Here is a 25081-nt window from a genome sequence, read left to right on the forward strand (position 1 = left end):
GCCTGGACGCAGATGTTCTATCACATCCTCCGTCGATGTGAGAGAACATCCCTCAAAAAGGGCCCCGATGTGAGAGAACATCCGCGGGCTACGAGTCCATGCTGGCGTAGCGTTCGGGCCGGGCGAGTACCTGGCCGATCTGTGCAGTGCCCGCGGCCAGGGCGAGCCGGACCAAGAGGAAGCCGGCCGCAAAAACTCCACCAACGGTCAGGAACACCACGGGCCGGGTCAACAGGGCAGGACCCGCCAGTGGCAGGACCAACGCTGCTGCTGCGGCCGCAGAGATGCCCGCCACGAGGAGCAATGGGGTCATCACTGCCTTGACCCGTGCAGCCACCATAAGTTTCTGCGGCATCCCTACCCGGTCCAGGGCCACGAGGGTCGAGGCACGATCCAGCACGGCAGCGGCTTGGTTCACGCCGGCGGAACAAGCCACCATGAGGAACGAGCCCAGCAGGGTGATCATCACGCCGGTGTTGATATCGCGCACCAGCAGCGTGGATTCATCCGATGTGCTGCTGCCCATCGTGTCCGCCACCGCCATGCCGACGCCCACGAACACTCCCACAAAACTGGTCATCGCGACGCCCCCAACTTGTCGCCACGATTCCTTGGGACTTTCCAGGACTGTCCGAGCAGCGAGCAGTTGTTCGGGGCGCCTTGCTCTCTTGAGCTGCGACGACGCCTGAAGTCGGAGGACCCACGGCCCCATCAGGTTCAGTGCAAGCAGGGCCAGTCCGAAGCAGCCGCCCATCACTGCGATAATCACCATAAACGCGCCGAAACTGCTGAGCATGCCCATGGCCACCACTCCGAAGACCACCACCACGGCCGCGATGACACCGCGAACCCAGTGGGCGCCGTCGGCCGTTTGCCTGGTCCGCACGCCCAGCGGCGTCAGTACCACCTTCCGCAGGCCAAGCGCAGCGCTCGCTGCGGCAAGGACGCAGACTGCCAGGATGCACCCGAGAATTGATGGCACGGACAACCAAGCATGGCCGCCTAGCGATTGTCCCCGGAACTGGATCAATCCCAGAAAAGGCGCCGCGCAGGCATACAGGCAAGCACCAGCTACCGCCCCGATCGCCGCCAGGACTGTTGATTCTATGATCGTCATCCATATGACCGTGGCACTACTGGCACCCAAGAGGCGAAGGGACGCCAGGCGGTCATCACGACGGCGGGCGGCCAGTCGTGCTGCAGAGGCACCGAGCGTCAGCAGCGGTATGACGAGCAAGACCATGGCGACGACGGCCAGCGCCTGGTAGGTGCCCGCGATGTCATCAGACCATGACCAGAAGACTTGGGAACCGCCAGCCACCGTCAAGAGGAGTGCCGTGACCGTGCCGAACGCGAGAATTGGCAACCCTGCGTCGCGCAGTTTGGTTTGGTGCAGCCCTGTTTGACGGCTGCTGCTCCGGGAGAGGTACGGGGTGAGGCGAAGGGCAAGGGCAAGGCTAGACATTGAACGCACCCTTGAAGTCAGTGGTTGCAGGGGCCGACTGGCTGGGAGGGGGAACGGCGCAGCCAGTGTCCGCCACGATCCGGCCGTCACGCAGTTCCACGACGCGTTGGCAGCGTGCTGCCACGTTGGGGTCGTGGGTGACCACCAGCAGCGTTCGGCCATTGGCTGCGACGGACTGAAGCAACACGTCGAGGACCTCATTTGAGGTGGCGGAGTCCAAGGCACCAGTGGGTTCGTCGGCAAAGACGATGCGTGCACCTGTGACCTGGGCCCGGGCGATGGCCACCCGCTGGACCTGCCCGCCAGACAATTCACCGAGCCTGCGCTGCTCCATGCCGGCAAGGCCAAGGGCCGCCAGCCACTCGGCGGCACGGGCCTCGGAGGTAGTCCGATCGGTGCCGTTCAGCATCAGCGCCAAAGCAACGTTCTCAAGGGCGGTCAGTTCCGGCAGCAACATGCCCTGCTGGAAGACGAAACCGAATTCCTCCCGGCGGAGACGGGAAAGAGCCCCATCTCCGAGGGAATCCAACCGGACCGGACCGGCCGCCGAGCTCAAGGTGACCGTACCGGCGTCGGGCCTCAAAATCCCGGCTAGGCAGTGCAGAAGGGTGGTCTTACCGGAACCCGACGGCCCAATGATTGCAATGGATTCGCCCGCAATTCCGGCGAAGTCCACGTGATCGAGCGCGATGTTGCCGGGGTAGTGCTTGGTGAGTTGCTGAGCGTGGAGGATGGCGTTCATGAATCCAGCATCCCCAAAGGCCCCATCCCTAGGCGTCAGCCCACTGGTTGAACTCCCCGGGCAGGCCTCCACCCGCGGTATGAGAGCCTACTTGGCCTGGACGTCCGCGATTCTCAGCTTCGCAACATTCTCGGCAAGCACGCGGCGGGCATCCTCACCCAGGTTCGAATCGGTGATGAGCTCGTCGGCCTCTTCCAACTGGGCAATGGAGGCTATGCCCACTACGCCCCACTTGCTGTAGTCGGCCAGGACCACAGTGCTGCGGGCCGATGCCATGAATGCACGGTCCGTTTCGGCCTCGAGCAGATTGGGGGTGGTGAAACCTGCCTGGGCGTCCATGCCATGGACGCCCAGGAACAGGACGTCAAGATGAAGCTGCTTGAGCGAGGACGTCGCAATGGGCCCCACCAACGCGTCCGACGGCGTGCGCTCGCCGCCAATAAGGATCACGGTTGAGCCGAACCGGGCCGGCCCTGATGAAGACCCATGATGGAACAGATCGGCAATCCGCACGGAGTTGGTGACAACGGTGATTCGGGGACCATGGACGAGCTCCTGCGCCAGCGCCCATGTGGTGGTTCCCGCGCTGAGCCCGATCGCCATGCCTTCGTGGACCAGCGAGGCAGCCTCGACCGCAATGGCATGCTTTTCGGCCGTTAGTTGTGTGGACTTGAGCTCAAAGCCGGGCTCGTGGGTGCTGGCATCGCCGGGAAGTTTGGCCCCTCCATGAATGCGTTCCACCCGGCCGGTTTCCTCGAGGGCTTCTATATCACGCCGGACGGTCATGGGGGAGACGCCCAGCAACTGGGCGAGGTCCGATACCCGCACAACGCGCTCGCGCTGGACGGCATCGATGATGGCGGAGTGGCGTGCTGCCTGAAGCATCAGGGCCTTTCTGGAGAGCCTCATCAAACTTGAGGCTGATTCTGGCTCCAGTCTAGGACGCGGCGCTGCTGCCGGGTGGCAAATGTAGTCACGGCGTCGTCACGATCCTTGTGAACGCACGACGGCGCCGTTCGCCTTGGGAGGGGAGCGGCGCCGTCGACTAGTGGGACCGGGGGAGGCTACTTACGCAGCGATTCCGCGATCTGGGTCATGATGGCGGGGTCTGCCAAGGTGGTGGCATCGCCGGTGTCGCGGCCTTCTGCGATGTCTTTCAGGAGGCGGCGGACGATCTTGCCCGAGCGGGTCTTCGGCAATTCCGGCACGATCAGCAACTGCTTGGGCTTGGCGATGGGGCCGATTTCCTTGCCCACGTGGTTGCGCAGCTCCAGGACGGTTTCGTCGCCGCCGTTTACGGCGTCGCCGCGGAGGATGACGAACGCGACGATGGCCTGCCCGGTGGTCTCGTCAGCGGCGCCCACGACGGCTGCTTCGGCCACGGAGGGGTGGGAGACGAGGGCGGATTCGATCTCGGTGGTGGAGAGGCGGTGGCCGGAGACGTTCATGACGTCGTCCACCCGGCCCAGGAGCCAGACGTCGCCGTCTTCGTCCTTCTTGGCGCCGTCACCGGCGAAGTACATGGTCTTGAAACGGGACCAGTAGGTGTCCTTGAACCGTTCCGGGTCGCCCCAGATACCGCGGAGCATGGAGGGCCACGGTTCGCGGACCACAAGGTAGCCGCCTTCGCCGTTGGCAACGGACTCGCCGGTTTCGTCCACCACGTCCACGGCGATACCGGGCAGTGGTACCTGGGCTGAGCCGGGTTTGGTGGCGGTGACGCCGGGCAGGGGTGCGATCATCTGCGCACCGGTTTCGGTCTGCCACCAGGTGTCCACGATCGGGGCGGGGTGTTCCTTGCGTTCGCCGTTCTTGCCGGCGTTGCCGCCGATGACCTCGCGGTACCACATCCACGCTTCGGGGTTGATGGGTTCGCCCACGGAGCCCAGGACGCGGATGGAGGACAGATCGTACTTGCCCGGGATCTCCCGGCCCCACTTCATGAACGTCCGGATCGCCGTGGGGGCGGTGTAGAGGATGGAGACTTTGTACTTCTCCACGATCTCCCACCAGCGGCCCTGGTGCGGGGAATCCGGTGTGCCTTCATACATGACCTGGGTGGCGCCGTTGATCAGCGGTGCGTAGGCGACGTAGGAGTGCCCGGTGACCCATCCGACGTCGGCGGTGCACCAATACACGTCCGTTTCCGGGTGAAGGTCAAAGACGGCCTTGTGCGTGTAGGCGCTCTGGGTGAGGTAGCCGCCGGTGGTGTGCAGGATGCCCTTGGGCTTGCCGGTGGTACCGGAGGTGTACAGGATGAACAAAGGGTGCTCAGAGTCATGCCCGACGGCGGTGTGCTCGGTTGCTGCCTTGTCAACGGTGTCAGCCCACCAGAGATCGCGGCCTTGGACCCAGTTGACGTCCTCGCCGTTGCGCTTGACCACGACGACGTTCTGCACGGAGTGCCCCTCTTTACTGAGGGCCTCGTCCACGGCCGGCTTCAGCGGGCTGGGCTTGCCCCGGCGGTAGGTGCCGTCCGCAGTGACCACGAGCTTGGCCTCGGCGTCCTCGATGCGGGACCGGAGCGCGTCGGCGGAGAAGCCGCCGAACACCACCGAATGCACAGCACCGATCCGGGCGCAGGCCAGGATCGTGATGACGGCCTCGGGAATCATCGGCAGGTACACGGCCACGCGGTCGCCCTTGGCAACACCGAGGGCTTCGAAGGCGTTCGCGGCCTTCTTAACCTCCTCGGTCAACTGCGCATACGTGTACGTGCGGGTATCGCCGGGCTCACCCTCGAAGTAAATGGCAACCCGGTCTCCCAAGCCGTTCTCCACATGGCGGTCCAACGCGTTGTACGCGGCGTTGACCTCACCGCCCACAAACCACTTGGCGAACGGCGGATCCGACCAATCCAAGGCATCGCTGAAGTCCTTGTCCCAGCTCAGCAGCTCACGGGCCTGCTTCGCCCAAAACGCGGGACGGTCCGCTTCGGCCTTTTTGTACTCATCGGCGCTAGCCACGGCGTTCGCGGCAAACTCAGGTGATGGAGGGAACTTACGGTTCTCGTGGAGCAAATTCTCGAGAGCCTCGACGTGCGGTGCCGGACCGTTCTGCGGCGTCGACGCTGCAGCGGTGGCCGTGGATCCGGTGGTGTCCTGGGACATGGTGAACCTCATCATTCATCGATCTTTGCTGCGCGGACGCCGCCAGCTAAGTCCGCACTCCAGCCGTGAGCCGTTGCAGTGCGTCCCGCGGCGGATCCGCAGAGTGTTGTCCGCCTTCAACATTATCCCTTTGGGAGGTCCTACGTGTGCGTGGTCACAAATGGGTCAGCGAGCGGTACGGATTCGTCGACGAATGGCTGCTTTGGTTGTCAGGAACCGCTTACATGACGGGGTTGGCAACGCCAGACTGTAAGGAACCTTGGAGTTTCCTGTGGACGGAGCAGCGTGGCCGATTTCAGCTAGAAGAGTGTCAGTGGCGTGGCATAGGCTGAATAAGTCTTGGGACGCATCGTCAGGTGTGCCCGGTTTTCCGCGGAAACCTGCGGAAAATACCGGTCCGGACTGTCCAAGACGCCGCCGTACGAAGGAGAAATAGATGAACCAGCTGAGCCCAGGCCCGCACGACTCACATCCGACGGGACCGGACACCGCGGCTGGAAAGGCGAACGACGCCGGTACCACCACTGCTGCGAAGTCCGCCTCAGGCGCACCCACCAAATACGAGGCGGTTGCCGGCCCTTTCACCATTCGTGACCTCACGGTTTTCGGTTCCGTACTCCTGATGTTCACCGCCTCGCTGCTGCCCATGTTCGGTGGCCGTTACAACCTGTGGAACCTGGACAACCTTTTCTTCCTCCTTCTGGGAATCATCCTGCCGGTAGTTGTTGTGGCGCTTTTCGTTGCCCGTCGGCTGCAGCCCGGGACCATTGTCCGCGTCGGCTCGTTGTCGATTGACCAGTTCGCTTCCGTGACCGCTGCATTCGCGGTGCCGTTGTTCTTCCTGACGATCGTTGATTCCTTCAACGGCAGCGTCCTGCTGGGCCTGGTGGGTTCCGTGGGCTTGCTGGCCGCCACCGTCCTGGCCCCGCATCTGCCAGTGCTATCGGCTGACTTCAAGGGCCGCACTGAAACACCGGCCCACATTGTTGCCCGCCAGGCAGCGATTCCCACCCGTAAACCGGCTGCCCCAAAGCCTCCCAAGGAACCCAAAGCGCCGAAGTCGGCCAGCGGGCCTTCGACGCCCGACTCCCGAGCAACGGGGTATCAGGCGCAGGGTGCAGGTTCTGCCAGTGTCCATCCATATGCTCCGCCAGCCGGTGCGAGCCCCTACGCTCCGCCAGCCACGTCCGGCCGCGTTGCTCCGGCCCCAACTGGTGGGCCCGCCGTCGTGCATTCGGCCGATTCCACGCCTGCTGCGGATCCTCATGCTGCCGCACCCTCCTCTGCTCCCTCGCCCGCAGCAGCAGCGCCCGCAGCTGCCGCCCCTGCCGCTGCCCCGGCTGCATCCGGGTCGCCCGCTCCGGCTTCTCCAGCAGAGCCCTCACCGGCCGAGCCCGACGTCGTCGTGGAAAGCCCGGGACAACCGCAATCGCCGACGCAGGCACCGGCCACTACCCAGCACGCCCAGCAACCGGCTGCCCGGCAGCCCGCCGCCGCACAGCCCGCAGCAGCCCAGCAGCCCGCCGCCCAGACGCCGGCCGCCCAGACGTCCGGAAATGAGCGCGGATGGGCTGCCACCATGGCCACGCCCATCGTGTCCGCCGATACCCGTTCCGTGAGCGACTCCATTGGGGCCACTGTGGATCCGTCCAGCCGTTCTGATGATTCCGGTTCTTCTCCTGCCTATGAAGCCTTCTGGTTTGCCGTAGCCCAGCCTCGAACTGCATATGACGAACGGACAGGTGCTCCGGCCTTCACCATTGAGCCTGGCGGTTGGGTCCTCGCGCTCGAGGACCGTGGCGACGAATTCCTGGTCCAGGACACCGATGGCAAGGTTGGGGTCCTGCGGGAGCTCAGCAATATCGAACGCGGCTGAGAAGGACGCTGTGGCCATCGCTGAAGCTGGTTCCCTGCTCGCCTTGAAACGCCGGGCACGCAAGATCAACAGGATCTTGGCTGACAAATACCCTTATGCTCACGCCGAGCTGGATTTCCGGAATCCGTTTGAGCTTGTGGTGGCCACAGTCCTCTCGGCCCAGACCACGGACGTACTGGTCAACCAAGTCACCAAGATCCTGTTTGCCCGCTACCCGGACGCCCGTGCCTTGGCGGAAGCGGACCCTGCTGAGCTGGAATCGATCCTGCAGCCCACTGGTTTCTTCAGGGCAAAGGCCAGGAACGTCCTGGCCCTTAGCACCCGGTTAGTGGACGAGTACGACGGCGAGGTTCCAGGTCGCCTCGAGGATTTAGTGACACTTCCGGGCGTCGGGCGCAAAACAGCCAACGTGGTCCTCGGGAACGCCTTTGGTGTCCCCGGAATAACTGTAGATACGCACTTCGGGAGACTGGCACGCCGTTTCGGGTGGACGGTGTCCGATGATCCCGTGAAGATCGAATTCGACGTCGCTGAGCTCTTTGAACCACGCGACTGGACCATGCTTTCGCATCGCGTGGTCTTCCACGGCCGGAGGATATGCCACGCTAAGAAACCCGCCTGTGGGGCGTGCCCGGTTGCCAGTCTCTGTCCCAGCTATGGCGACGGCGAGACCGACCCCGTCAAGGCGGCAAAGTTGTTGAAGTACGAGCTCGCGCCCGGCAACGAGGCACTGTTGGAGAAGTTGCTTGCCGAGACGCACAGGGCGGCGGAGATCCGGATGGAATCACAGAGGAGGCCCGGGTGACCGCGTTTGAGGACCTTGCCAAGTTAGTGTCCCGCTTTGAGGCCGGCGAGCAGCAACATTCTTCCCACTGGGCGCAGTTGCCGGTCACGCCGGAAACCAATCGCGCCGCCGCCGTGCTCATGCTCTTTGGTGTGCTGGACAACATCCCGGCCGAATCCGGACGCCCCTTTGCGCCGGCGGACCTCGACGTCCTCCTGCTTGAACGGGCTCACACCCTGGACGACCATCCAGGCCAGGTAGCGTTTCCGGGCGGGAGCGTGGATCCGGAGGATGACTCCGTGGTGTCCGCGGCCTTGCGTGAGGCAGTGGAAGAGACAGGGCTGGACGTCAGTGGCGTGAAGGTGCTGGGCGTCATCCCCGAGCTCGGGCTGATCCGCAGCAATTTCCGGGTGACACCCGTACTTGCCTGGTGGGACTCTCCATCACCCGTTCGCGTCGTCGATTACGCTGAGTCCGCCCAGGTGTTCCGGGTCCCGGTTCGGGATCTCCTGGACCCCGTCAACCGGGTATCCGCCACCATTTCCCGTTTCGGCCGGACTTTCAGGAGTCCGGGTTTTACCGTCAACGGCGTCGTGGTCTGGGGCTTTACCGGGATGGTACTCAGCGGTTTGTTCGACGAACTCGGATGGACGGTCCCCTGGGACCAGGACAAGCTGTACGAGATCGAGCTCTAGCAGCTCCGGCCGCGGGCGCCGTTCAGGCAGCCCTTCGGTTCGCCGTCGAGCGGTCCACGATCAGCCCTGTTGCGGCGTTTTCACGCACTGCATTAATGCCGTCCACCACGCCTTTGAGATGCTTGAACGTTGGTGACTCCGCTACAACCGTTCCGTCCGCCGCTGTAAGGCGAAACCGGTACGAGTCGTCGCTGTCTTTGAGAATTTCGAACCTGCCAGCCATTTTGTGCTGTCCCCCTTGATGCTTCCTTGCAGCAGTCGTGGGCCGGTGTGCCGATCCCACCTAGAGAACGTATCCAGAAGCCAGCGGGAAAGAAAGTTACTTTGGGGTACCGGTCATGGAATTGTCATGCACCATCACACTGCGAGATGTGACTGGCTTGTTGTGAGGGTGGCAGCTAATCTGAGCGCCGGCTGCTCCGTCGGGCCGTCTACTCCATCGTGCCGGCCACTCCGTCGTGCCACCTGTCGACGGCGAAGGTGACGAATGATCAACCCAGCAGCATTCGGCGAGGCTCAGGGACAGGGGAAGCGAGCAACGCTGCCCGGAGGCTGGCCTCGGTCTCGGCGAGCCTACGTTGTTCCATGTTTTGAAGGTCCTCGACGTCCAAGGGCTCTACACCGGGCATTTCTGAAAGACTTTTTATCCATGCCTGGCCAGCCACGCTGTCGTGTTGTTCTCCGAGGAGACGCTGCAGGGTCATCGATGGTTGGATGATCGCCGTGGCGCCTGCACCCAGGACAGGGGCCACCGCCTCCACGGAGTACCGCAATACTTTGATGTCCTTTCGCGCGCCATGAAGCACTTCGTTGCGTTCTGCTTCATCGGCATGCCTGCTGTCCGGCTCCAGGGTTCGTTGCGTAGTTTCCAAGCTCTTCTGCACCGTCTCCCAACGCGGCTGCAGGAGTTCCACCACCTCGAGGAAACTGGGATGGTTGTCGGTTTCCCCTGCCGCCAAGTGGGCCGTTGCAGGAAGGAGGGCTTGCCGGGTTGCCTTGACGATTCCCTGCCATCGACTTCCGGTCCCGATCCGGGTAGCCATTGCGTTACTGCTGGCAAGGAGCTGGTTCACGGCTTTATGGAGTGCTTCCGGTGACAACCAGGCCTCTGATGCGTCCAGCCATAGCGCCAAACGCAGGGACAGAACGTATGCGTCGCGGGCTTCGCCGAGGGAGCGCGCCAGCCACCGGACGTCTCGGCCCGTGGCTCCCGGGACGTCAGGGAGAACGGATTTGTAGCATGAAAGGACAGAACGGAGCCGCCGAAGCGCCAGCCGGGCCCCGTGGACGGCGTCCTGGTCGGCCGCGCCAACCAGCGGCAAGCAGCCTTCCAGCTCTGCAAGTTGGAAAGCAATGTACGAATCCACGGAATCACGCACGTCCGAACCCACGTGGCCAGTTTCCTCCGGGACAGCAGGGGTGGACAAGCAGGTGCCTACTTCGCTTTGTCGTAAGAATCGACGACGGCGACACTCACCGGGAATTCGACCGGAATTCGCCCGAACATAAGCTCTTTCGCTGCGTTTGCGGACTCCTCGATCGCCTGGATGCAGGCGTCTACGGCCTCATCCGGGGCATGGACCATTACTTCGTCGTGAAGGAAGAAGACGAGCTCCCCTGAGGGTAAGCCTTCGGCATCCAAAGCCCGCAGCCGCCGTCGTAATTCCGCCAACCAGCAGGAAGCCCATTCCGCAGCCGAGCCCTGGACTACGAAGTTCCGCGTGAACCGGCCACGAGAGCGCGCCAGGTTGTCGGCTCGCCGCTGCTCCTCGGCGGTGGTGGACTGTTGGCTTCGCAACCAGCCGTGGGACGGGGGTGGGCTGCTTCGCCCCAAACGGGTGGTGACGGTCCGGCCTGCCTCGCCTTCTCTGGCTGCTTGCTCCACAAAGCCCACCGCTCGCGGGTACGTGCGTGCCAGTTGCGGCATGAGCCTGCCCGATTCACCGGTGGTGGCGCCGTAAATGGCGCCGAGCAGCGCCACCTTCGCCTTGGACCGGTCCCCACCGAAACCTTGGGCCGCGATACCGGCGTAAAGGTCCTTATCGCGCGCGGCCTCGGCCATTTTTGTGTCCTGGGCGAGCGCTACAAGGACGCGCGGTTCCAGCTGGGAGGCATCGGCAACAATGAGCTTGTGGCCAGGGTCCGCACGAACTGCGGCACGGATGTTTTTGGGAATCTGCAGAGCACCTCCGCCGCGGGATGCCCACCTTCCGGACACCACGCCTCCCACTACATACTCGGGGTGGAACCGGCCATCCTGGACCCACGCATCCAGCCAGGCCCACCCATTCGCGGTATGCAGGCGGGAGAGCTTCTTGTACGCAAGCAGAGGCTGGATCGCAGGGTGTTTGGACTCCTGGAGCTCCCATTGCCGGGTGCTTTTGACTTCGATTCCGTTCCGATGGAGGGCCCGCATAAGGTCTTGAGGGGAGTCCGGGTTCAGGCTTGGTGAAGTGAGGATCTCCCGCAGCTCGTTGCACAGCATCTCAAGTGCCCGCGGCCTATGGCCAAGTGGCGGACGGGGCCCGAGTACGTCGGCAAGGATCTGCTCGTGCACCTCTTCCCGCCAGGGAACGCCGGAGTGTTGCATTTCCACCGCAACGATTGCACAGGCAGACTCGGCCGCGAGCAACAATTGCAAGCGTTGCTTCCGTTGGTCGTCATCAGGTACCTGGGCGATCGCGTGCTGTTGCGCAGCAAACTGATCCCTCAGTTCAGCCAGCCCGGGACTTTTGGAGGCCGGGGTGAAGTCGTCAAAGAGTGCCCCTTGATCGGCTGGCGGGGGTGGGGGCTGCAGTGTCCGCGGCGGCGTTGAATCGTCGTCTTGCGTGAGCTTTTCTGCGTTCTTTGCGTAGTCTGTGTGCGCCGTGAAAGATGAGTGCGCCAGGATGGCTCCGCAGAGGGCGAGGTCGTGGCAGCGCTCCAGTTTCACGCCGCTCCTCAGGAGTTCCGGGTAGCAATCCTGCGCGCGATGCCACACCCAGCGGGGCCGCTGGCTTTCCAGTTCACGGACGACGCCGGGTAACTCAGCTCGCGCCACGACGCGAGGGTCCGTGGTGGCCTTCCCCGTCGGAGAGACTCTTTGTATGGCTGCGCCGTCCGGATGGGCGGCGAGCAGCAAATACATGGTTTCCATTCTGCCCTGTGGGAACACATCAACTGTTCCTCCACAACCCTCGTTTGGGCAGGGTTGTCCACATGGGGCGTTTGAGAGCTTATGTTGCAGGCTTCGACGCCGGGAAAGTGGCTTCATGAGCAAGCGACATTTTGGGCGCAGACGGTCCAGCAACGAACTCTTGGGGCAGGCTGCGGACGAATCATGGATGCCCGGGGAAGCTGCCGAAATCTTACTCGTCACCGGCGATGCCTACCTGCAGGAAGAGGCGCGAAGAATCGTCGCTGCCGCCGGTGGCAGCCTCGAGTTGGCCGCCGACGTCGGAGCGGCAATGAATGGCTGGGATGGCGCCGACGTTGTTCTGGTGGGCAGCGACATCCGCGAGCTGCCGCCTCGAAGGCAAGCGCCCACTGTCTTACTGGGCAGGTCTGTTGAGGGCGATGGGTTGTGGCGGCTGGCTGCTGTCCTGGGCGCAGAGCGTGTAGCTGTCCTTCCCGAGGCCGCAAATTGGTTGGCCGAGTACTTGAGCGTGTCCGGTTCGCCGGAACCTGGCGGTTTCGTTATCGGGATTGTGGGAGGCTGCGGTGGGGCTGGAGCCTCCACCACAGCAATTTGGCTTGCCCAGGCAGCGGCAGGCCACGGCATCAGCACTATCCTGATGGACGGCGATCCTTGGGGTGGTGGCCTGGAACTGGCGATCACCGTTAAAGATGTGGCTGGCTTGCGCTGGCCGGACTTCGCCGAAACGCGGGGAAGCATTGATCCCGTCCAATTCAGGGACTCCCTGCCGGTGGCTGGTGGCTTCGCGTTCCTGTCGTGGCCGGGTACGCGTGAAGCGTTCACCACACCGGATGCCGGTTCTGTGGCCGCTGTCATGGATGCCGCGCGACGAAGTTTCGAACTCGTCGTGGTGGACATTGGGCGCAGTGAGGAATGCCTGCGAACCTTCGCGTGGGACTGCGAGAGGATCCTGTTGATGACCACAGCCCACCTGAAACCGGCTGTTGCCGCGGCCCGCATCCTCAACGAGCTGCCACCCTTGGACACGGGATTGGTGGTCCGGGGCGGTGGCCCTTCGGCCGTTGATGCGCAACTCATTGCCGAGTCGTTGGGACTGCCGCTGTTGGGGATTCTTCCGGAGATTCGAGGAGCGGCCGCGGGGACCGAACTCGGTCGGCTCCTTGATCTGGGGCGTCGCAAGTCCGTGAACCGGTTCGCCCGGGGCGTGCTGGAATTGAACGGCACGATTGAATGAGCCGTCAGGACAGAAGCGCGCAAGCCTGGCCCCGGACATCCTTCACCGCTGGGCGCCGGAGTCAGAGCCGTCGGTTGGACTCCGTCCTTCTTGAAACCGTCCGGGAGTCTGTCCTCTCGGGAAACGGGCCAGTAACACCCTCCACTGTTGCGGCCGCCGTACAGGCCAGCGGCAAGCTGTTGGGTACGGCCGGAGCACTAGAGGCCGCGGAATCCATTAATGCGGAATTGAATGGTCTGGGGCCCCTGCAGCAGCTTGCACACGATCCCTCGGTCACAGACATCTTCGTCAATGGCCCCGGGTCCGTCTGGCTCGACCGCGGTCGGGGCCTGGAACGGTCCCCGGTGCAGTTCGATTCTGAACAGCAAGTCAGGGCGCTGGCCGCAAGGCTGGTCTCTGCAGGTGGTCGCCGGTTGGACGACGGCTCTCCCTGCGTAGATGTCAGGCTCAAAGGCGGCTATCGCGTACATGCAGTTCTGGCGCCTATATCAACTGCGGGGACTCTGTTGTCGATTCGAATTCGGCGCGAAGAAACCTTCACAATGGCTGAATTGCGCGACGGTGGCATGTTCGACCAGCACATCGAGGCTCTTCTCCGCGCAATTGTGGAGCAGCGCTTGAGCTTCCTGGTCAGCGGTGCCACGGGATCAGGGAAGACCACACTCCTGTCCACCATGCTCGGGCTGTGCAACCCGTCCGAACGATTGGTATTGATCGAAGATGCCGCTGAACTCAATCCGGTCCACCCGCATGTACTCACCCTTGAATCCCGCCATGGAAACCTTGAGGGAGGTGGAGCGCTGGACCTTGGCGAGTTGGTCCGTCAAGCCCTGCGTATGCGTCCGGACCGGCTCATTGTGGGAGAGTGTCGCGGCGCCGAAGTCCGCGAGTTACTCACCGCGCTCAATACCGGTCATACAGGCGGCGGAGGAACAATCCACGCCAACACGGCGGAAGCAGTTCCGGCGCGGCTGACGGCTCTCGGCGCGCTCGCAGGGTTGAACGCCGAGGCCGTTCGGTTGCAGGTCTCAAGTGCATTGGACGTTGTTATTCATGTGGAACGGACGCCGTTGGGGCGGAAAGTAGGCTCGATCGGTGTGCTGACTGACTCCTTGCACGGCCAACAAGTGGTGACCGCACTGCGATGGAGCCCCGAGGGCCTAGTGCAGGGACCAGCGTGGGCGGAGCTGAGTTCACGGCTTTCTCCTGGGGTATCCGGGGAGGCGGACGGATCTTTGCAGGGCCTACCCGTCGGCCCGGATGTACTCACAGTGAGGGGTCTGGACTTGTGATCCCCACCCTGGTGCTAGCACTGGCGCTGGCGGCATTGCTCCAGCTCAAGCCGCCCCAAGCCGGCAGCCGACGAATGCGGGCAAGACTCGCCAAGCCCTCGTCCCTGAGTGGGACCGGTGTTCGGAAAGAGCATGCAACACCAGGAGTGGGCAAAAGGCCGTGGCGCATGTGGCGCGCAAAGATAGAACCCTTATCCCTCGTGGTGTTGGTGCAGCAACTCGCTGCACTTTTGCGAGGAGGACGCGGACAATCGCAGCTTTGGGAAGAATTATGGCTCGTCCATGGCTCCGGACCGGGCCTGGAGGCCTTGCCGAGGACCACAGCCCACCTGCCGACTCCAGGAATCTCAGTGGAATCCGTCAGGGTGCTGGCCTCCGCACGGGCAGCCTCAACCATTGGAAATTCCCCAGCAGAAGCTATTCGCAACAGCTCGGCGAAGGTCTATCCAGGCCGGGGAAGCACGGAACGCCGCATCTGGGTGGAATTGGCCGCATGCCTTGATGTAGCCCAAACCAGTGGTTGTCCACTCGCAGAGCTCCTCACCAGGTTCGCAGCACAACTCGAAGCCGAGGAAGATTCTGAAGCAGCACGTCAAACTGCCCTCGCTGGACCCAAAGCCACGGTGAGGTTGCTGTCCTGGCTCCCGGTCTTTGGCTTGGTGCTCGGGATGGCCCTCGGAGTGGACCCGTTGGGAATCCTGCTGGGTAATGTCTTCGGAGTGGCCACTCTGATCATTGGCCTTCTGATGACCGTCGCAGGGCGTGTGTGGTCCTCCCGGCTCGTCGCTTCGGCGGTAGGGTCCACATGATGCTTATTGCGCTCGTGGCGGTGCTGGCTCTGGCGGCCTTTGTGGGATTCGCCAGGCCAGCAGGGCTTCGCGGCCGGTTGTACACAAGTTTGGCCGAGGAGCGTAACTCCAAGGACGACTCCAGCCTTCGACCAGAGGCCGCCAGTACGGGGGACGGGCTTCGGGACACGGCGATGATGCTGGAACTCGTAGCTTCCATGCTGGATGCAGGTGCCGGAATCGGGCGGGCACTGGAACTGATTTCCCTTAGCGCCGCACCGAAAATCAGCCAGGATCTCCGTCCCGTCGTCGCTGCGCTTGCCATGGGGGCCGACTGGGACGCTGCCTGGCGAAAGCCTGCCCAGCATCAGCCCGAGGTAGCGCGCTTGAAGGATGCTCTGGCTTTCGCCGCATTGACCGGTGCGCCCTCGGCTTCCATTCTTTATGCCCAAGCGGCCAGGGAGCGCCGCGAGCAATTCCGTGCCGCCGAGAAGCGAGCTGCCGCCCTGGGAGTGAAGCTTGTGGTTCCCCTGGGCCTTTGTTCCTTGCCCGCCTTCATTTGCCTGGGAATCGTGCCCGTCCTCATCGCCATGCTTCCGGCTGGATAGCGAACGTTATCAGCGCTTGCCCGGCTGCCGTCTCTTCCTCCACAACCAGTCCCAGCGGGTGGTTATCCACTTGGCTGAACCAGGGGCTTCAGCGGCGGCCGGAGTCAGGGAAGAGTCGATTTCACCCCGGCAGACCTGTCGGCTTTCTTGAAAGGAACACACTATGGAAACTCCCTCCAGCACCCTCCCCGCCCGGCGCTCCGAGCGACGGAACGCCTCGCGTGCGCTGGCAGCAACTCTTGCCGGTCTTGCATCCGTGGGGCATGGCAGCGGCACGGATGAGGCCCGGCAACACAAGAGTGGCAACCGCGCGGTTGTGCAGTTCGGGATTGAACAGCATGGGACGGAGCAGCTGGAGATGGAGCTGTTCAACCGGGTAGAACCTCATGGCCCGGCCACAATCCAGCAGTTGAACAGGCAGATGACCCTCAGGCGAACCCCGCTCATGGGGTCCGAAGGCGGTATGGCAACAGCGGAATACGCCATAGCAACGCTCGCGGCCGTGGGGCTCGCTGGTTTGCTGGTGGTTATCCTGCGCAGCGAGGAAGTTCGAGGATTCCTGCTCAACCTGGTTCGCACCGCGTTGTCCTTGCCATGACCTCGCCGGTGCCTCTCCCCATCAAGCCCGTGCCTCTCCCCATCAAGCCGGCGCCTCTCCCCATCAAAGTGCCAGCAAGACAGAACCAATGTGGTGCCGTGACAGCCGAGTTCGCAGTTGCCCTGCCAGCGGTGATTTTGCTGTTCGCCTTCTTGTTGGCTGCCGGTGCAGCAGGGATAACACAGCTGCGGTTGGAGGAGGCGGCCAGGGCCGGTGCTCGCAGCCTTGCGCGGGGCGAGAATTCCGGCGAAGTGCAGGGCATCGTCAAGCGCTTGGCGGGCGAGGGAGTCACAACGGGGGTGGCAAGCGACGGCGATTGGGTGACTGTGACAGCCTCCGCAGCAGTAGGAGGTTCGTTGGGCTCACTGATCCCCTGGACTTTGACGGCTTCGGCGTCGGCCCGCGATGAGACACCCGGGGCATCTGTTCGGAGCGACGTGAGCCACGTGCCGGGTGCCTCGGTGGCCGGTGTAACGCAAGTGGCAACACTGCGGAACATGGCACCGGGGGATACCGCCTTTCGGGTTGCGGTGAACTCTTGGATTCCCTTGTGAGGGTTCGCTGCCTATGGCGGCGAACCGTGAAGCGTCCTCCTTTAGGGTCACACCCTGAGCAAGGATCCGGCACGGTTCTGGCGCTAACACTGGGGTTCGCTGTCCTGGCATTGCTTGGCGGGCTGCTAGTTCTGGCCCAAGCGGGGGTCATGGCGTCGCGGGCTGCGTCGGCAGCAGACCTGGCAGCCCTCGCGGCGGCCGATGCTGCGCGTGGAATAGCCTCGGGTGAGCCATGTGCCGTGGCGGCCGGCGTGGCAGGCCAGCAGGGTGCCACAGTGACAGCCTGCGACGTCGTCCGGGGCGAAGTCGTGGAGGTCGCCACGGAACTGGAACAACCGTTCCTCTTCGGCAGGGCCACGGGCAGGGCGCGGGCTGGGCCGCCTCCTTAGCCAATGGAGCTGGGGCGGTATTGGTTGGGACTGCCCCGGGCTAGACGGCGTCTTTCAGGAGGACATCCAGAAGTGTGATGGCGGCTGCCTTGTCCAGTGGGTTGTTCTTGTTGCCGCATTTTGGCGACTGCACACAGGACGGGCAGCCGGCTTCGCATTCGCACGCCTTGATGGCTTCCCGGGTGGCTGTAAGCCAGACCTTGGCCTTCTCAAAGCCGCGCTCGGCAAATCCGGCGCCACCGGGGTGCCCGTCGTAGACGAAGATCGTTGGTACCCCAGTGTCGGCATGCAGGGCGGTGGAGACGCCGCCAATGTCCCAACGGTCACTGGAGGCCACCAATGGAAGGAGACCGATCGCCGCGTGTTCCGCCGCATGCAAAGCGCCGGGGAATTGCGCTTCCACCAGACCGGCGCCATGCAGTGACCTGTTGTCCACAACGAACCACACCGCCTTGGTAAACAGATCCCTGGCCCCGAGATCGAGCGGCTCTTCGCCCAGGATCTCGTTCGATATCAATGCCTTGCGTTGGAAGGAAACCACCTGGGTTGTGACCTTTACGTCCCCAAAGTGCGCAGTGATGTCGCCCCATTGCACCGAGCGCAAGGTTTCGAGGACTTCGATCTGCGTTACATCCCGTGCTGTGGTGTAGAAATCAGGGTTCACGCGCCTCACCATGACGCAGTGGTCGGCCTCGTTGAGTTCCTCCACCAGGTAGCTGTCCCCTTGGTGGACGTAGATTGCTCCGGTGTGGGCCTGATAGTGGGTTTGCGGTGAGTCCATCGTCCCCAAAAGGGAACCTGTCCCGGCGTCGACGATGCTCACCGGTCCGCCACCGTCGGCCCGTAGATTTACCATCCCGGCTGCGCTCTCCGGGTGGGTCCAGAACCATCCGGCCGGGCGTTTGCGGAGATATCCCTGCAGGACCAGCCGGTCAAGGAGGCTTTCAGCTGTGGGCCCGAAGAGGTCGAGTTCAGCCGGACCCACGGGCAACTCCGCTGCCGCCGCGCACAAGTGAGGTCCCAGGACGTACGGGTTTCCCGGATCAAACACTGTGGCCTCGACCGACACATCGAAGATGGCTTCCGGATGGTTCACAAGGTATGTATCCAAGGGGTCATCGCTCGCCACGAACGCCGCTATGGCGTCCTGACCAGCCCTTCCTGCGCGTCCAATTTGCTGGAAGAGCGAGGCCCTGGTCCCGGGCCAACCGGCGACCAAAACCGCGTCAAGCCCGGAGATGTCGATGCCGAGTTCCAAGGCAGAGGTACTGGAAACCCCCAGCAGCTGTCCGGACCGCAACGCTTTTTCCAAGGCACGCCGTTCTTCAGGCAGGTACCCGGAACGGTAGGCCGCCACGCGGCTGGGCAAGCTGGGATCCACCTCGTCCAGGAGCCGTTTGGTGATGGACGAAATCGATTCAGCTCCGCGCCGGGACTTGATAAAGGCAATGGTCCGCACCCGGGAGGAAACAAGGTTTGCCAGGATGTCGGCTGTTTCGGCCACCGCAGTTCGCCGTTGCTTCGCTCCGTTTTCGCCCTTGACGTCTGTCAGGGCGGGCTCCCAGAAGGCCACGGTGGTAGAGCCATGCGGAGAACAGTCTTCGGAAACTTCCCTGACCGGAGCGCCGATGAGCCGGCCGAAGGAGACGGCGGGCTCGGAAGCAGTGGCAGAAGCGGCGATGAATACGGGTTCAGGGAAGGAGCTCCCGGCGCCGTAGTAGGCGCAGATCCGGCGAAGGCGCCGCATGAGGTTGGCTACGTGCGAGCCGAAAACACCCCGGTAACTATGCGCCTCATCCACGATCACATAGCGCAACCTGCGGAAGAACCGTGCCCACCACGTGTGGTTGGGCAGAATGCCAAAGTGCAGCATGTCCGGGTTTGCCAGGATGAAATTGGCATGATCGCGGATCCAGCGGCGCGACGCAACGTCGGTGTCGCCGTCGTAGGTTTCTGCTCGAACGGTAGGGAGCTTCAGCGAACGGATAGCCGCCAATTGGTCCGCCGCCAGTGCCTTGGTGGGGGACAAATAGAGTGTCACGGCACCGTCGTCGTGGATCTTTCCAGGCTCGGACAATACCCGCAGCTCCGAGCGGTGGATCGCGTCCAGTGCGGGTAGCTGGTATGCGAGCGATTTCCCTGAAGCGGTGCCCGTTGCGATCACCACATGCTGGCCTGCCTGGGCAAGGTTGGCGGCCTGGACCTGGTGTCGGTAGGGTTCGTGGATGCCCAAGGAGCCGTAGGCCTGGACGATGTCCGGGTGCAACCATTCGGGCCACGGTTCGTTGACGGCCTTGCGGGCAGGGATCGTGTGGACATGGCGCAGCTGCTCCGGGTCCGGGGTCCGGCCCAGCAGAGAGATCAACGAATTCGGTGCAGCCACCAAATCATTCTGTCACTCTGCGGCGGCGCCAACGGCGGCACCCGAAGGGACCGCCGTCGACGATGGCCGTTAAGCAAGCGTTCTCACGCTACGGAGAGGTCGGGACCTTGGTTGCTGCTGATGGACATCATCAGAACGTGGCACACCACGTCCCACCCAAGGTGGGAGTAGAGCTTTTGGCCGTCCAGGGATGCCAAGAGAAGTCCGTTCTGGACATCGTGCTCGAAGGCTTGGGCGGCGAGGGCCTTCATGATGAAACTCCCGAGGCCTCGGCGCTGGAATTGAGGCTCAGTGACGATCTTGTCGAAAACCGCGGTGCCGTTAACTACGAATACGCGGCCGCTGGCGGCCACGTTCTCGCCCGAGTGGACCACCGCATAATGGACGCCGTTGGTTTCGGAGGTAGCGAGTTCGAGGTCATCGTCAGGGAGCCAGGGGTCCTCGGAATCCTGGGTCTCCATATCCACGATCATCATTGTCTGTGAGGCGGAAGTGACATTCAGCCCGTGCTGCTCGGCCAGGTACTTATACCGTTGGACGTCGTTGGTCAGCACGGTCAGAATCCGTGTCTCGGCTTCCGCGGTCTTCGCGGCGAGGTCGGCGAACTCTGCATCGGACGGATCGTGGGCGAAATACTCCCAGTCACCCGTCTTATCGGCGCGCAGCGCGGCGGGAAAGCGTCCCTCTTGACGTGACTCGTAGCCCCGGCAGCCGGACCAGCCGGCCACCCAGACTTCCAAGAGGTGCGCGATGTCTTCAACCAAGGCGTCTGGACTCATGTAGAGAGACTATGCCAGCGCCCCGGGAAGCAACAGAGCCCGGTCAGGGGAAGAATCCGTGCTTATGAAATTGTGACTTCGAAGCCTGGAGCGTGTCTGGTTTCCCCAGGGTCCTCGGTGCGTCTGTAAGCGAGGCACCGCAGATCTTAGTACACCCAGTACCCTTTAATAGTGGCTTTAAACCGAATTGTGCTTTTCTATGGCTTTACCCCGATCGCCGACCCCGACGCCGTGCGTCTGTGGCAGCGTGCCCTCTGCGAGAAACTGGGGCTCACCGGCCGGATCCTGATCTCCAAGGACGGTATTAACGCGACGGTTGGCGGCGAGCTCAACAACATGAAGCAGTACGTGAAAACCACGCGCGAATACAAGGGCTTCCACGACATCGACTTCAAGTGGTCCGAGGGCGGGGCTGCCGATTTCCCACGCCTGAGCGTTAAGGTCCGCGACGAAATAGTTTCCTTCGGAGCTCCCGGCGAGCTGAAGGTCGACGAAAAGGGCGTAGTGGGCGGAGGCAAGCATCTCCAGCCTGAGGAACTTCACTCCCTGGTGGACGCAAAGAAAGCGGACGGGGAAGACGTGGTGTTCTTCGATGGCCGCAACGCCTTCGAGGCGCAGATCGGCAAATTCAAGGACGCCATCGTTCCGGACGTCGCCACTACGCATGACTTCATCAAGGAACTCGAGTCCGGCAAGTATGACGCCCTCAAGGACAAGCCCATTGTCACTTACTGCACGGGCGGCATTCGCTGCGAGGTGCTTTCAAGCTTGATGGTCAACCGCGGTTTCAAAGAGGTGTACCAGCTCGATGGTGGCATTGTTCGCTATGGCGAAACCTTCAAGGACAAGGGACTCTGGGAGGGCTCGCTCTACGTTTTCGACAAACGCATGCACGTAGAGTTCAGCGACGAAGCAAAGACCATAGGCGAATGCGTTCGCTGTGCCGCTCCCACCAACAAGTTCGAGAACTGCTCCAACCTGAGCTGCCGGACGCTGACTCTCTACTGTGCAGAATGTGCCTCAAGTCCTGAAACCCTTCGCTGCCCCGAAGGCTGCGAAGCCGCCTGAGCGCCAACCCCCGTCAGAGCCTGCTGACCCGGTACGCGAAGTTCGCGTCTGATCTGGCGCCCACTGTGATGGCCAGGATGGCGTCTTTTTCCAACTGCACCACGCTCACCCGGGCATTGGCGCATCCCAAGGTCAGGTCAACCAAATCCGTCTCGCCTACGCTGACTGCGAATGAGACGCGGCGAGTTCCGCGGCACGCCAGCGTCACGGCGTACGTTCCGCCGGGCAACTGCACAGTCTGCTCGGTTCTGGACTCACCGGAATTCAGGAAGCCGCTGCTCGAATAGAACGACTGCCCCTGCGATTCCGGCAAAGCCGCTTTGGCCCACTCCTGCAGTGCCTCACCCGTAACGGTTTGCTCCAAGGCTGGGTCAGGAGGAAGCACGACATTGCTGCCGCTAGTGTCTGTGGGGCTGGAATCCGCACGGCCGCCGTCGTCATAGGTGTACTCGCACGCCGTCAGCGCGCCACCCAGAACGAGCAAGAGCCCGACGGCGGCACTTGCCAGCCGTCTGGACACAACGGAGCCAGCCACCTTGCTGCCCATACGTTGACTTTACGCTGGCCTGGAAGCGCACCATAGTGCTGCCGGGCGGGGGTTAATTAGCGGCGGGCACCAGCTGGTAAGCAAAAATCAGCGGGGCATCCACGCTACTCGTGGAGATAGTGAGGGCGGCGGTGGCGGGGACTTTGATCTTCGCCACTTCGAGGCTGCCGTTGCAGGCGGCTCCCGCATCGGCAATTTGCTTTCCACCGGAAGAAACGGCGAAGAACACCTTTCCTCCTCCATCGCAGGCCATCGTCAGTGTGTAATTCCCGGCGGGAACGCTCGGTGACTCCTTGACCAGCGGGTCCCGGTTCAGGATCTTGCCGGAATCCTCCAACGTCACGGTGTTGGCTGAGGGAAGAATTTTGTCTTTCCATGCCGGTACATCGGCATGTTCGACGCTGACCGGACCCTGGCAGGCTGAGGCCGCCAGTAGCGTCCCGGCAGCAATGACAACAAGGCCTGCGCGACGCCTTGTGGAGGAGAGGTTGAGCATGCTTCCACGCTACCGGGTCCCACAGCAAGGTTTTGTCCACATAGCCCAAACCACGGACCGCTGCCATGAAGCAGCCCCCATAGACTTGCAATGTGACTCAAATCCCCGAAATATTTACCGAAGGCAATACTGACGGTGCTCCGCGCAGCGACCATCCTGAGCTCCTGGCGTCTCTCGCCTCTGACCTTCGCGCCATCTCATACACGGTCGACGGCGTGGCGGAACTTCTGGGGGAATCCGCCTATGCCGCACTGAACAGGGACCAGATAATTCCAGCGTTGTTGGTGAGCGAACGCTTGTCCAAGAGCGGAGTGGAAACCACCCGGGCGCTGTCCGTCATAGTGCGGCTGTGGTTGCTTGCCGTCCCACAGCCCCAGTCCGACGTTGATCTTGCGCTCCCCACCATCGGCGCCCAAGGCCTCGCCCGGCTCGGACTGATCACCCTCGAAGCTGGCGTTGCCACGGCCAAGGTGGATCTGCGTCCCTATGGCTGGGAGGCCAATGCAGACGGCAGCGGGGGAGCGGAGCTCTGGGTAGCCAGCGATCTCGCTGCCCACCAACAAGCCGGGGTCCTGAGGCACGATCACGTGCTGGGGATAGGACGGGCATCAACAACCTTGGTCCAAACAACCATCAGGCAGCACACGCACCGTGCCCTGGACCTCGGGACAGGCTGCGGCATCCAGACGTTCCACTTGCTGCATCACTGCGAACACGTAACGGCGACGGACATTTCTGAAAGGGCGCTCGCCTTCACTCGTTTTAACCTGCTCCTCAACGCTCCAGAACTGGACCTGGATCCGAACAACCTGGAAGCCCGCGTCAGCCTGCGCCTGGGCTCGCTCCTGGAACCCGTGGCAGGGGAACGTTTCGGCCTCGTCGTCTCCAACCCGCCCTTTGTCATTACCCCGCGTAGCGCTGGCGAGTCCATGGTTGATCAATTTACATACCGCGACGGCGGTCTGCCCGGTGACGAGATCGTCGCCTCGTTGGCGCGGTCGCTGGCGGGCGTCCTTGAACCCGGCGGCACAGCCCAAATGCTCGGCAACTGGGAGATCCGCGAAGGGACACCATGGCATGACAGGCCTTCCTCATGGCTCAAAGGTTCCGGCCTGGACGTTTGGTTCATTCAACGTGAGCAGCTGAACCCGGAGCAGTACGCAGAGACCTGGCTCCAGGACGCCTCTGAGAACCGGGACCGCGGCCACTATCAGAAGTCGTACGCCGCGTACCTCGACGACTTCGCATCGAGGGATGTTGAAGGAATCGGCTTTGGCATGATCTGGCTACGCCGCCCGCAAACGTCAAACGAGGCACGCATCAGCCGGTTTGAGGAAATTACTTACCCCATTGAGCAACCTATCGGTCCCCATCTCGGAGCGGCAGTGGAGCGCGCCGACTGGCTTGCCGGCAGTACTTTGCCAGAAGCACACCTTGTGGTGGCTGAGGACGTCACCGAAGAGCGCCATCAGCGTCCCGGGGCTGTGCATCCAGGCGTGATCCTCCTCCGGCAGGGGGCTGGCCTTCGTCGAACAAACCTGCTCAGCACGGAGCTGGCGGGCTTTGTGTCTGCTTGTGATGGCGAATTATCCGTACGGCAGATTGCCGGAGCCTTGGAAGCACTTCTGGGAGGCACAGACGACTTCGATTCAGGGTCCTTCCGCGAAGGGCTTTTTGCCGAAGTACGGAATCTCGTCCTGGACGGGTTCCTCCTCCCGGATTCGCAGGAAGCGTCTACGCAAGAGGCGTCCGTATGAACAGTGCACGGCCGCCGCGCCCGCTCGGTAGCAACTCCCCAGTAAGTGACCCTGCTTACACTGATGAAGTGATTGCGAACAACGAGACATCCCAGGCGTCAGGCGATGCCCCCCGGCGCAAGAGGGCTGAGAAAACGGTTGAGATAACCGATCCCAAGGCTATCCGTGCATTGGCGCACGCCGCTCGTCTCGAGGTCATCTCCGAGCTCTACGCAACACAGGTAAGCCACACGGCTACTGAGCTCGCGGCCCGTACCGGCCTGACGCCCAGTGCCATGAGCTACCACCTCCGTGCGCTCCAGAAATGGGGGATCGTTGCCCCGGCGGAAAATGCGGGTGACGCAAGGGAACGCCGGTGGAAGGCTGCTGGAACGGACTTCAGGATTTCAGGCGGCAGCGTGGCCAGCCCGGAGATCGCAGTGGTCGATCTTGAGCTGGATGCCTTCCGGCGCAGGGCTTCGGCTTTTGCCAAGGCCCGGGGAGAACGCAGGCAACGTGGCGAAGCGGGGGAAGAGCCGGCGTCGGTGGTGCTGGCGAGCAATTTGCTGTACTTGACCAACCAGCAGCGCAAAGAGCTTTCTGAACGGATCCGGGAGGTCCTGCGGGAGTACGAACTGGAAGACCCTACCCAGATTCCGCAAGGTGCCGAGCGTGTTGCTACTCTGTGGTCAATGATGCCGGATGACCGCATGGCACCTGGGCACTAGGGGCCCGGCCAGCCCTTCGGATTTCCACGCCAGAACGCAGGATTCTGCAATCTATGGTGAACTAGGCCAATAT

The 25081-nt window shown here is 62.8% G+C and carries 24 protein-coding genes; 13 read left to right on the forward strand and 11 right to left on the reverse strand.

What is annotated here, in order from left to right; all coding sequences use genetic code 11:
- Window positions 1-88: 88 nt before the first annotated feature.
- From ACFX4T_RS16895 to acs, 4 genes are all read right to left on the reverse strand, one after another.
- A complete protein-coding gene (locus ACFX4T_RS16895; RefSeq protein ID WP_377652781.1) occupies window positions 89-1465 on the reverse strand; it encodes an FtsX-like permease family protein in 1377 nt (458 codons plus the stop codon).
- Window positions 1458-2207: an ABC transporter ATP-binding protein gene (locus ACFX4T_RS16900; protein WP_377652783.1), complete on the reverse strand. Its 750-nt coding sequence runs from the start codon at window positions 2205-2207 to the stop codon at window positions 1458-1460. The genes ACFX4T_RS16895 and ACFX4T_RS16900 overlap by 8 nt, the downstream gene beginning before the upstream one ends.
- A gap of 87 nt (window positions 2208-2294) precedes the next feature.
- Window positions 2295-3092 (reverse strand): DeoR/GlpR family DNA-binding transcription regulator, encoded by a 798-nt coding sequence (locus ACFX4T_RS16905; RefSeq protein ID WP_216927051.1) that lies wholly within the window; start codon window positions 3090-3092, stop codon window positions 2295-2297.
- Window positions 3093-3271: 179 nt separating this feature from the next.
- Entirely contained in the window at window positions 3272-5317 is a 2046-nt protein-coding gene (gene acs, locus ACFX4T_RS16910) for an acetate--CoA ligase (RefSeq protein ID WP_377652911.1), read from the reverse strand.
- A 436-nt stretch (window positions 5318-5753) separates the two neighbouring features.
- Between acs and ACFX4T_RS16915 the strand changes: the two genes are divergently transcribed.
- The 3 genes from ACFX4T_RS16915 to ACFX4T_RS16925 are packed head-to-tail and all read left to right on the forward strand — an operon-like array spanning window position 5754 to window position 8672.
- On the forward strand, window positions 5754-7193 hold the full coding sequence (locus ACFX4T_RS16915) for a hypothetical protein (RefSeq protein ID WP_377652785.1): 1440 nt from the start codon (window positions 5754-5756) through the stop codon (window positions 7191-7193).
- Window positions 7194-7203: 10 nt separating this feature from the next.
- Window positions 7204-7998: an endonuclease III gene (gene nth, locus ACFX4T_RS16920; protein WP_224088849.1), complete on the forward strand. Its 795-nt coding sequence runs from the start codon at window positions 7204-7206 to the stop codon at window positions 7996-7998.
- The gene (locus ACFX4T_RS16925) at window positions 7995-8672 is read left to right on the forward strand and encodes a CoA pyrophosphatase (protein ID WP_216927023.1); all 678 of its coding nucleotides are present in this window, start codon (window positions 7995-7997) and stop codon (window positions 8670-8672) included. The genes nth and ACFX4T_RS16925 overlap by 4 nt, the downstream gene beginning before the upstream one ends.
- Window positions 8673-8694: 22 nt before the next feature.
- Here the strand turns inward: ACFX4T_RS16925 and ACFX4T_RS16930 are convergent, their stop codons facing one another.
- From ACFX4T_RS16930 to ACFX4T_RS16940, 3 genes are all read right to left on the reverse strand, one after another.
- Window positions 8695-8895, reverse strand: a complete 201-nt coding sequence (locus ACFX4T_RS16930; protein WP_223946848.1) for a DUF1508 domain-containing protein — start codon at window positions 8893-8895, stop codon at window positions 8695-8697.
- Window positions 8896-9163: 268 nt separating this feature from the next.
- Window positions 9164-10099 carry a CHAD domain-containing protein gene (locus ACFX4T_RS16935; protein WP_223946847.1) on the reverse strand — a complete coding sequence of 312 codons (936 nt, stop codon included), beginning with the start codon at window positions 10097-10099 and terminating at the stop codon, window positions 9164-9166.
- An 8-nt stretch (window positions 10100-10107) separates the two neighbouring features.
- Window positions 10108-11799 (reverse strand): bifunctional 3'-5' exonuclease/DNA polymerase, encoded by a 1692-nt coding sequence (locus ACFX4T_RS16940; RefSeq protein ID WP_377652788.1) that lies wholly within the window; start codon window positions 11797-11799, stop codon window positions 10108-10110.
- Between the two features lie 124 nt (window positions 11800-11923).
- On the opposite strand from ACFX4T_RS16940, the gene ssd reads away from it, so the two are divergent.
- The 7 genes from ssd to ACFX4T_RS16975 all read left to right on the forward strand — a co-directional run bounded on the left by ssd (window position 11924) and on the right by ACFX4T_RS16975 (window position 17271).
- Window positions 11924-13042, forward strand: coding sequence for a septum site-determining protein Ssd (gene ssd, locus ACFX4T_RS16945; RefSeq protein WP_377652790.1), 1119 nt, complete (start codon window positions 11924-11926; stop codon window positions 13040-13042).
- Entirely contained in the window at window positions 13039-14334 is a 1296-nt protein-coding gene (locus ACFX4T_RS16950) for a TadA family conjugal transfer-associated ATPase (RefSeq protein ID WP_377652792.1), read from the forward strand. Before ssd ends, ACFX4T_RS16950 begins: the two co-directional genes overlap by 4 nt.
- A gap of 167 nt (window positions 14335-14501) precedes the next feature.
- Entirely contained in the window at window positions 14502-15143 is a 642-nt protein-coding gene (locus ACFX4T_RS16955) for a type II secretion system F family protein (RefSeq protein ID WP_377652794.1), read from the forward strand.
- Window positions 15140-15730 carry a type II secretion system F family protein gene (locus tag ACFX4T_RS16960; RefSeq protein WP_377652796.1) on the forward strand — a complete coding sequence of 197 codons (591 nt, stop codon included), beginning with the start codon at window positions 15140-15142 and terminating at the stop codon, window positions 15728-15730. The genes ACFX4T_RS16955 and ACFX4T_RS16960 overlap by 4 nt, the downstream gene beginning before the upstream one ends.
- Before the next feature lie 163 nt (window positions 15731-15893).
- Window positions 15894-16328 carry a DUF4244 domain-containing protein gene (locus tag ACFX4T_RS16965; protein WP_216927029.1) on the forward strand — a complete coding sequence of 145 codons (435 nt, stop codon included), beginning with the start codon at window positions 15894-15896 and terminating at the stop codon, window positions 16326-16328.
- A gap of 98 nt (window positions 16329-16426) precedes the next feature.
- Window positions 16427-16882: a TadE family type IV pilus minor pilin gene (locus ACFX4T_RS16970; RefSeq protein WP_377652799.1), complete on the forward strand. Its 456-nt coding sequence runs from the start codon at window positions 16427-16429 to the stop codon at window positions 16880-16882.
- 26 nt (window positions 16883-16908) lie between these two features.
- Window positions 16909-17271: an Rv3654c family TadE-like protein gene (locus tag ACFX4T_RS16975; protein ID WP_216927030.1), complete on the forward strand. Its 363-nt coding sequence runs from the start codon at window positions 16909-16911 to the stop codon at window positions 17269-17271.
- Window positions 17272-17311: 40 nt separating this feature from the next.
- On the opposite strand, the gene ACFX4T_RS16980 is transcribed toward ACFX4T_RS16975, so the two are convergent.
- Window positions 17312-19654, reverse strand: a complete 2343-nt coding sequence (locus ACFX4T_RS16980) for a DEAD/DEAH box helicase (protein WP_377652801.1) — start codon at window positions 19652-19654, stop codon at window positions 17312-17314.
- Between the two features lie 83 nt (window positions 19655-19737).
- Window positions 19738-20433, reverse strand: a complete 696-nt coding sequence (locus ACFX4T_RS16985) for a GNAT family N-acetyltransferase (RefSeq protein ID WP_377652803.1) — start codon at window positions 20431-20433, stop codon at window positions 19738-19740.
- Between the two features lie 171 nt (window positions 20434-20604).
- Between ACFX4T_RS16985 and ACFX4T_RS16990 the strand changes: the two genes are divergently transcribed.
- Window positions 20605-21501, forward strand: a complete 897-nt coding sequence (locus ACFX4T_RS16990) for a rhodanese-related sulfurtransferase (RefSeq protein WP_377652805.1) — start codon at window positions 20605-20607, stop codon at window positions 21499-21501.
- Between the two features lie 13 nt (window positions 21502-21514).
- Here the strand turns inward: ACFX4T_RS16990 and ACFX4T_RS16995 are convergent, their stop codons facing one another.
- Together ACFX4T_RS16995 and ACFX4T_RS17000 are read right to left on the reverse strand one after the other, a co-directional pair.
- Window positions 21515-22048 carry a DUF6023 family protein gene (locus tag ACFX4T_RS16995; protein ID WP_377652807.1) on the reverse strand — a complete coding sequence of 178 codons (534 nt, stop codon included), beginning with the start codon at window positions 22046-22048 and terminating at the stop codon, window positions 21515-21517.
- Window positions 22049-22100: 52 nt separating this feature from the next.
- Window positions 22101-22544, reverse strand: a complete 444-nt coding sequence (locus ACFX4T_RS17000) for a hypothetical protein (RefSeq protein ID WP_216927035.1) — start codon at window positions 22542-22544, stop codon at window positions 22101-22103.
- Between the two features lie 92 nt (window positions 22545-22636).
- Here ACFX4T_RS17000 and ACFX4T_RS17005 point away from each other — a divergent pair, with 92 nt between their 5' ends.
- Both ACFX4T_RS17005 and ACFX4T_RS17010 read left to right on the forward strand, forming a co-directional pair.
- Window positions 22637-24301: a methyltransferase gene (locus tag ACFX4T_RS17005; protein WP_377652809.1), complete on the forward strand. Its 1665-nt coding sequence runs from the start codon at window positions 22637-22639 to the stop codon at window positions 24299-24301.
- A complete protein-coding gene (locus ACFX4T_RS17010) occupies window positions 24298-25008 on the forward strand; it encodes an ArsR/SmtB family transcription factor (RefSeq protein WP_377652811.1) in 711 nt (236 codons plus the stop codon). The genes ACFX4T_RS17005 and ACFX4T_RS17010 overlap by 4 nt, the downstream gene beginning before the upstream one ends.
- Window positions 25009-25081 lie beyond the last annotated feature (73 nt).

The sequence above is a fragment of the Paenarthrobacter sp. YIM B13468 genome (assembly GCF_042788025.1).
GTDB classification, from domain to species: domain Bacteria; phylum Actinomycetota; class Actinomycetes; order Actinomycetales; family Micrococcaceae; genus Arthrobacter; species Arthrobacter aromaticivorans.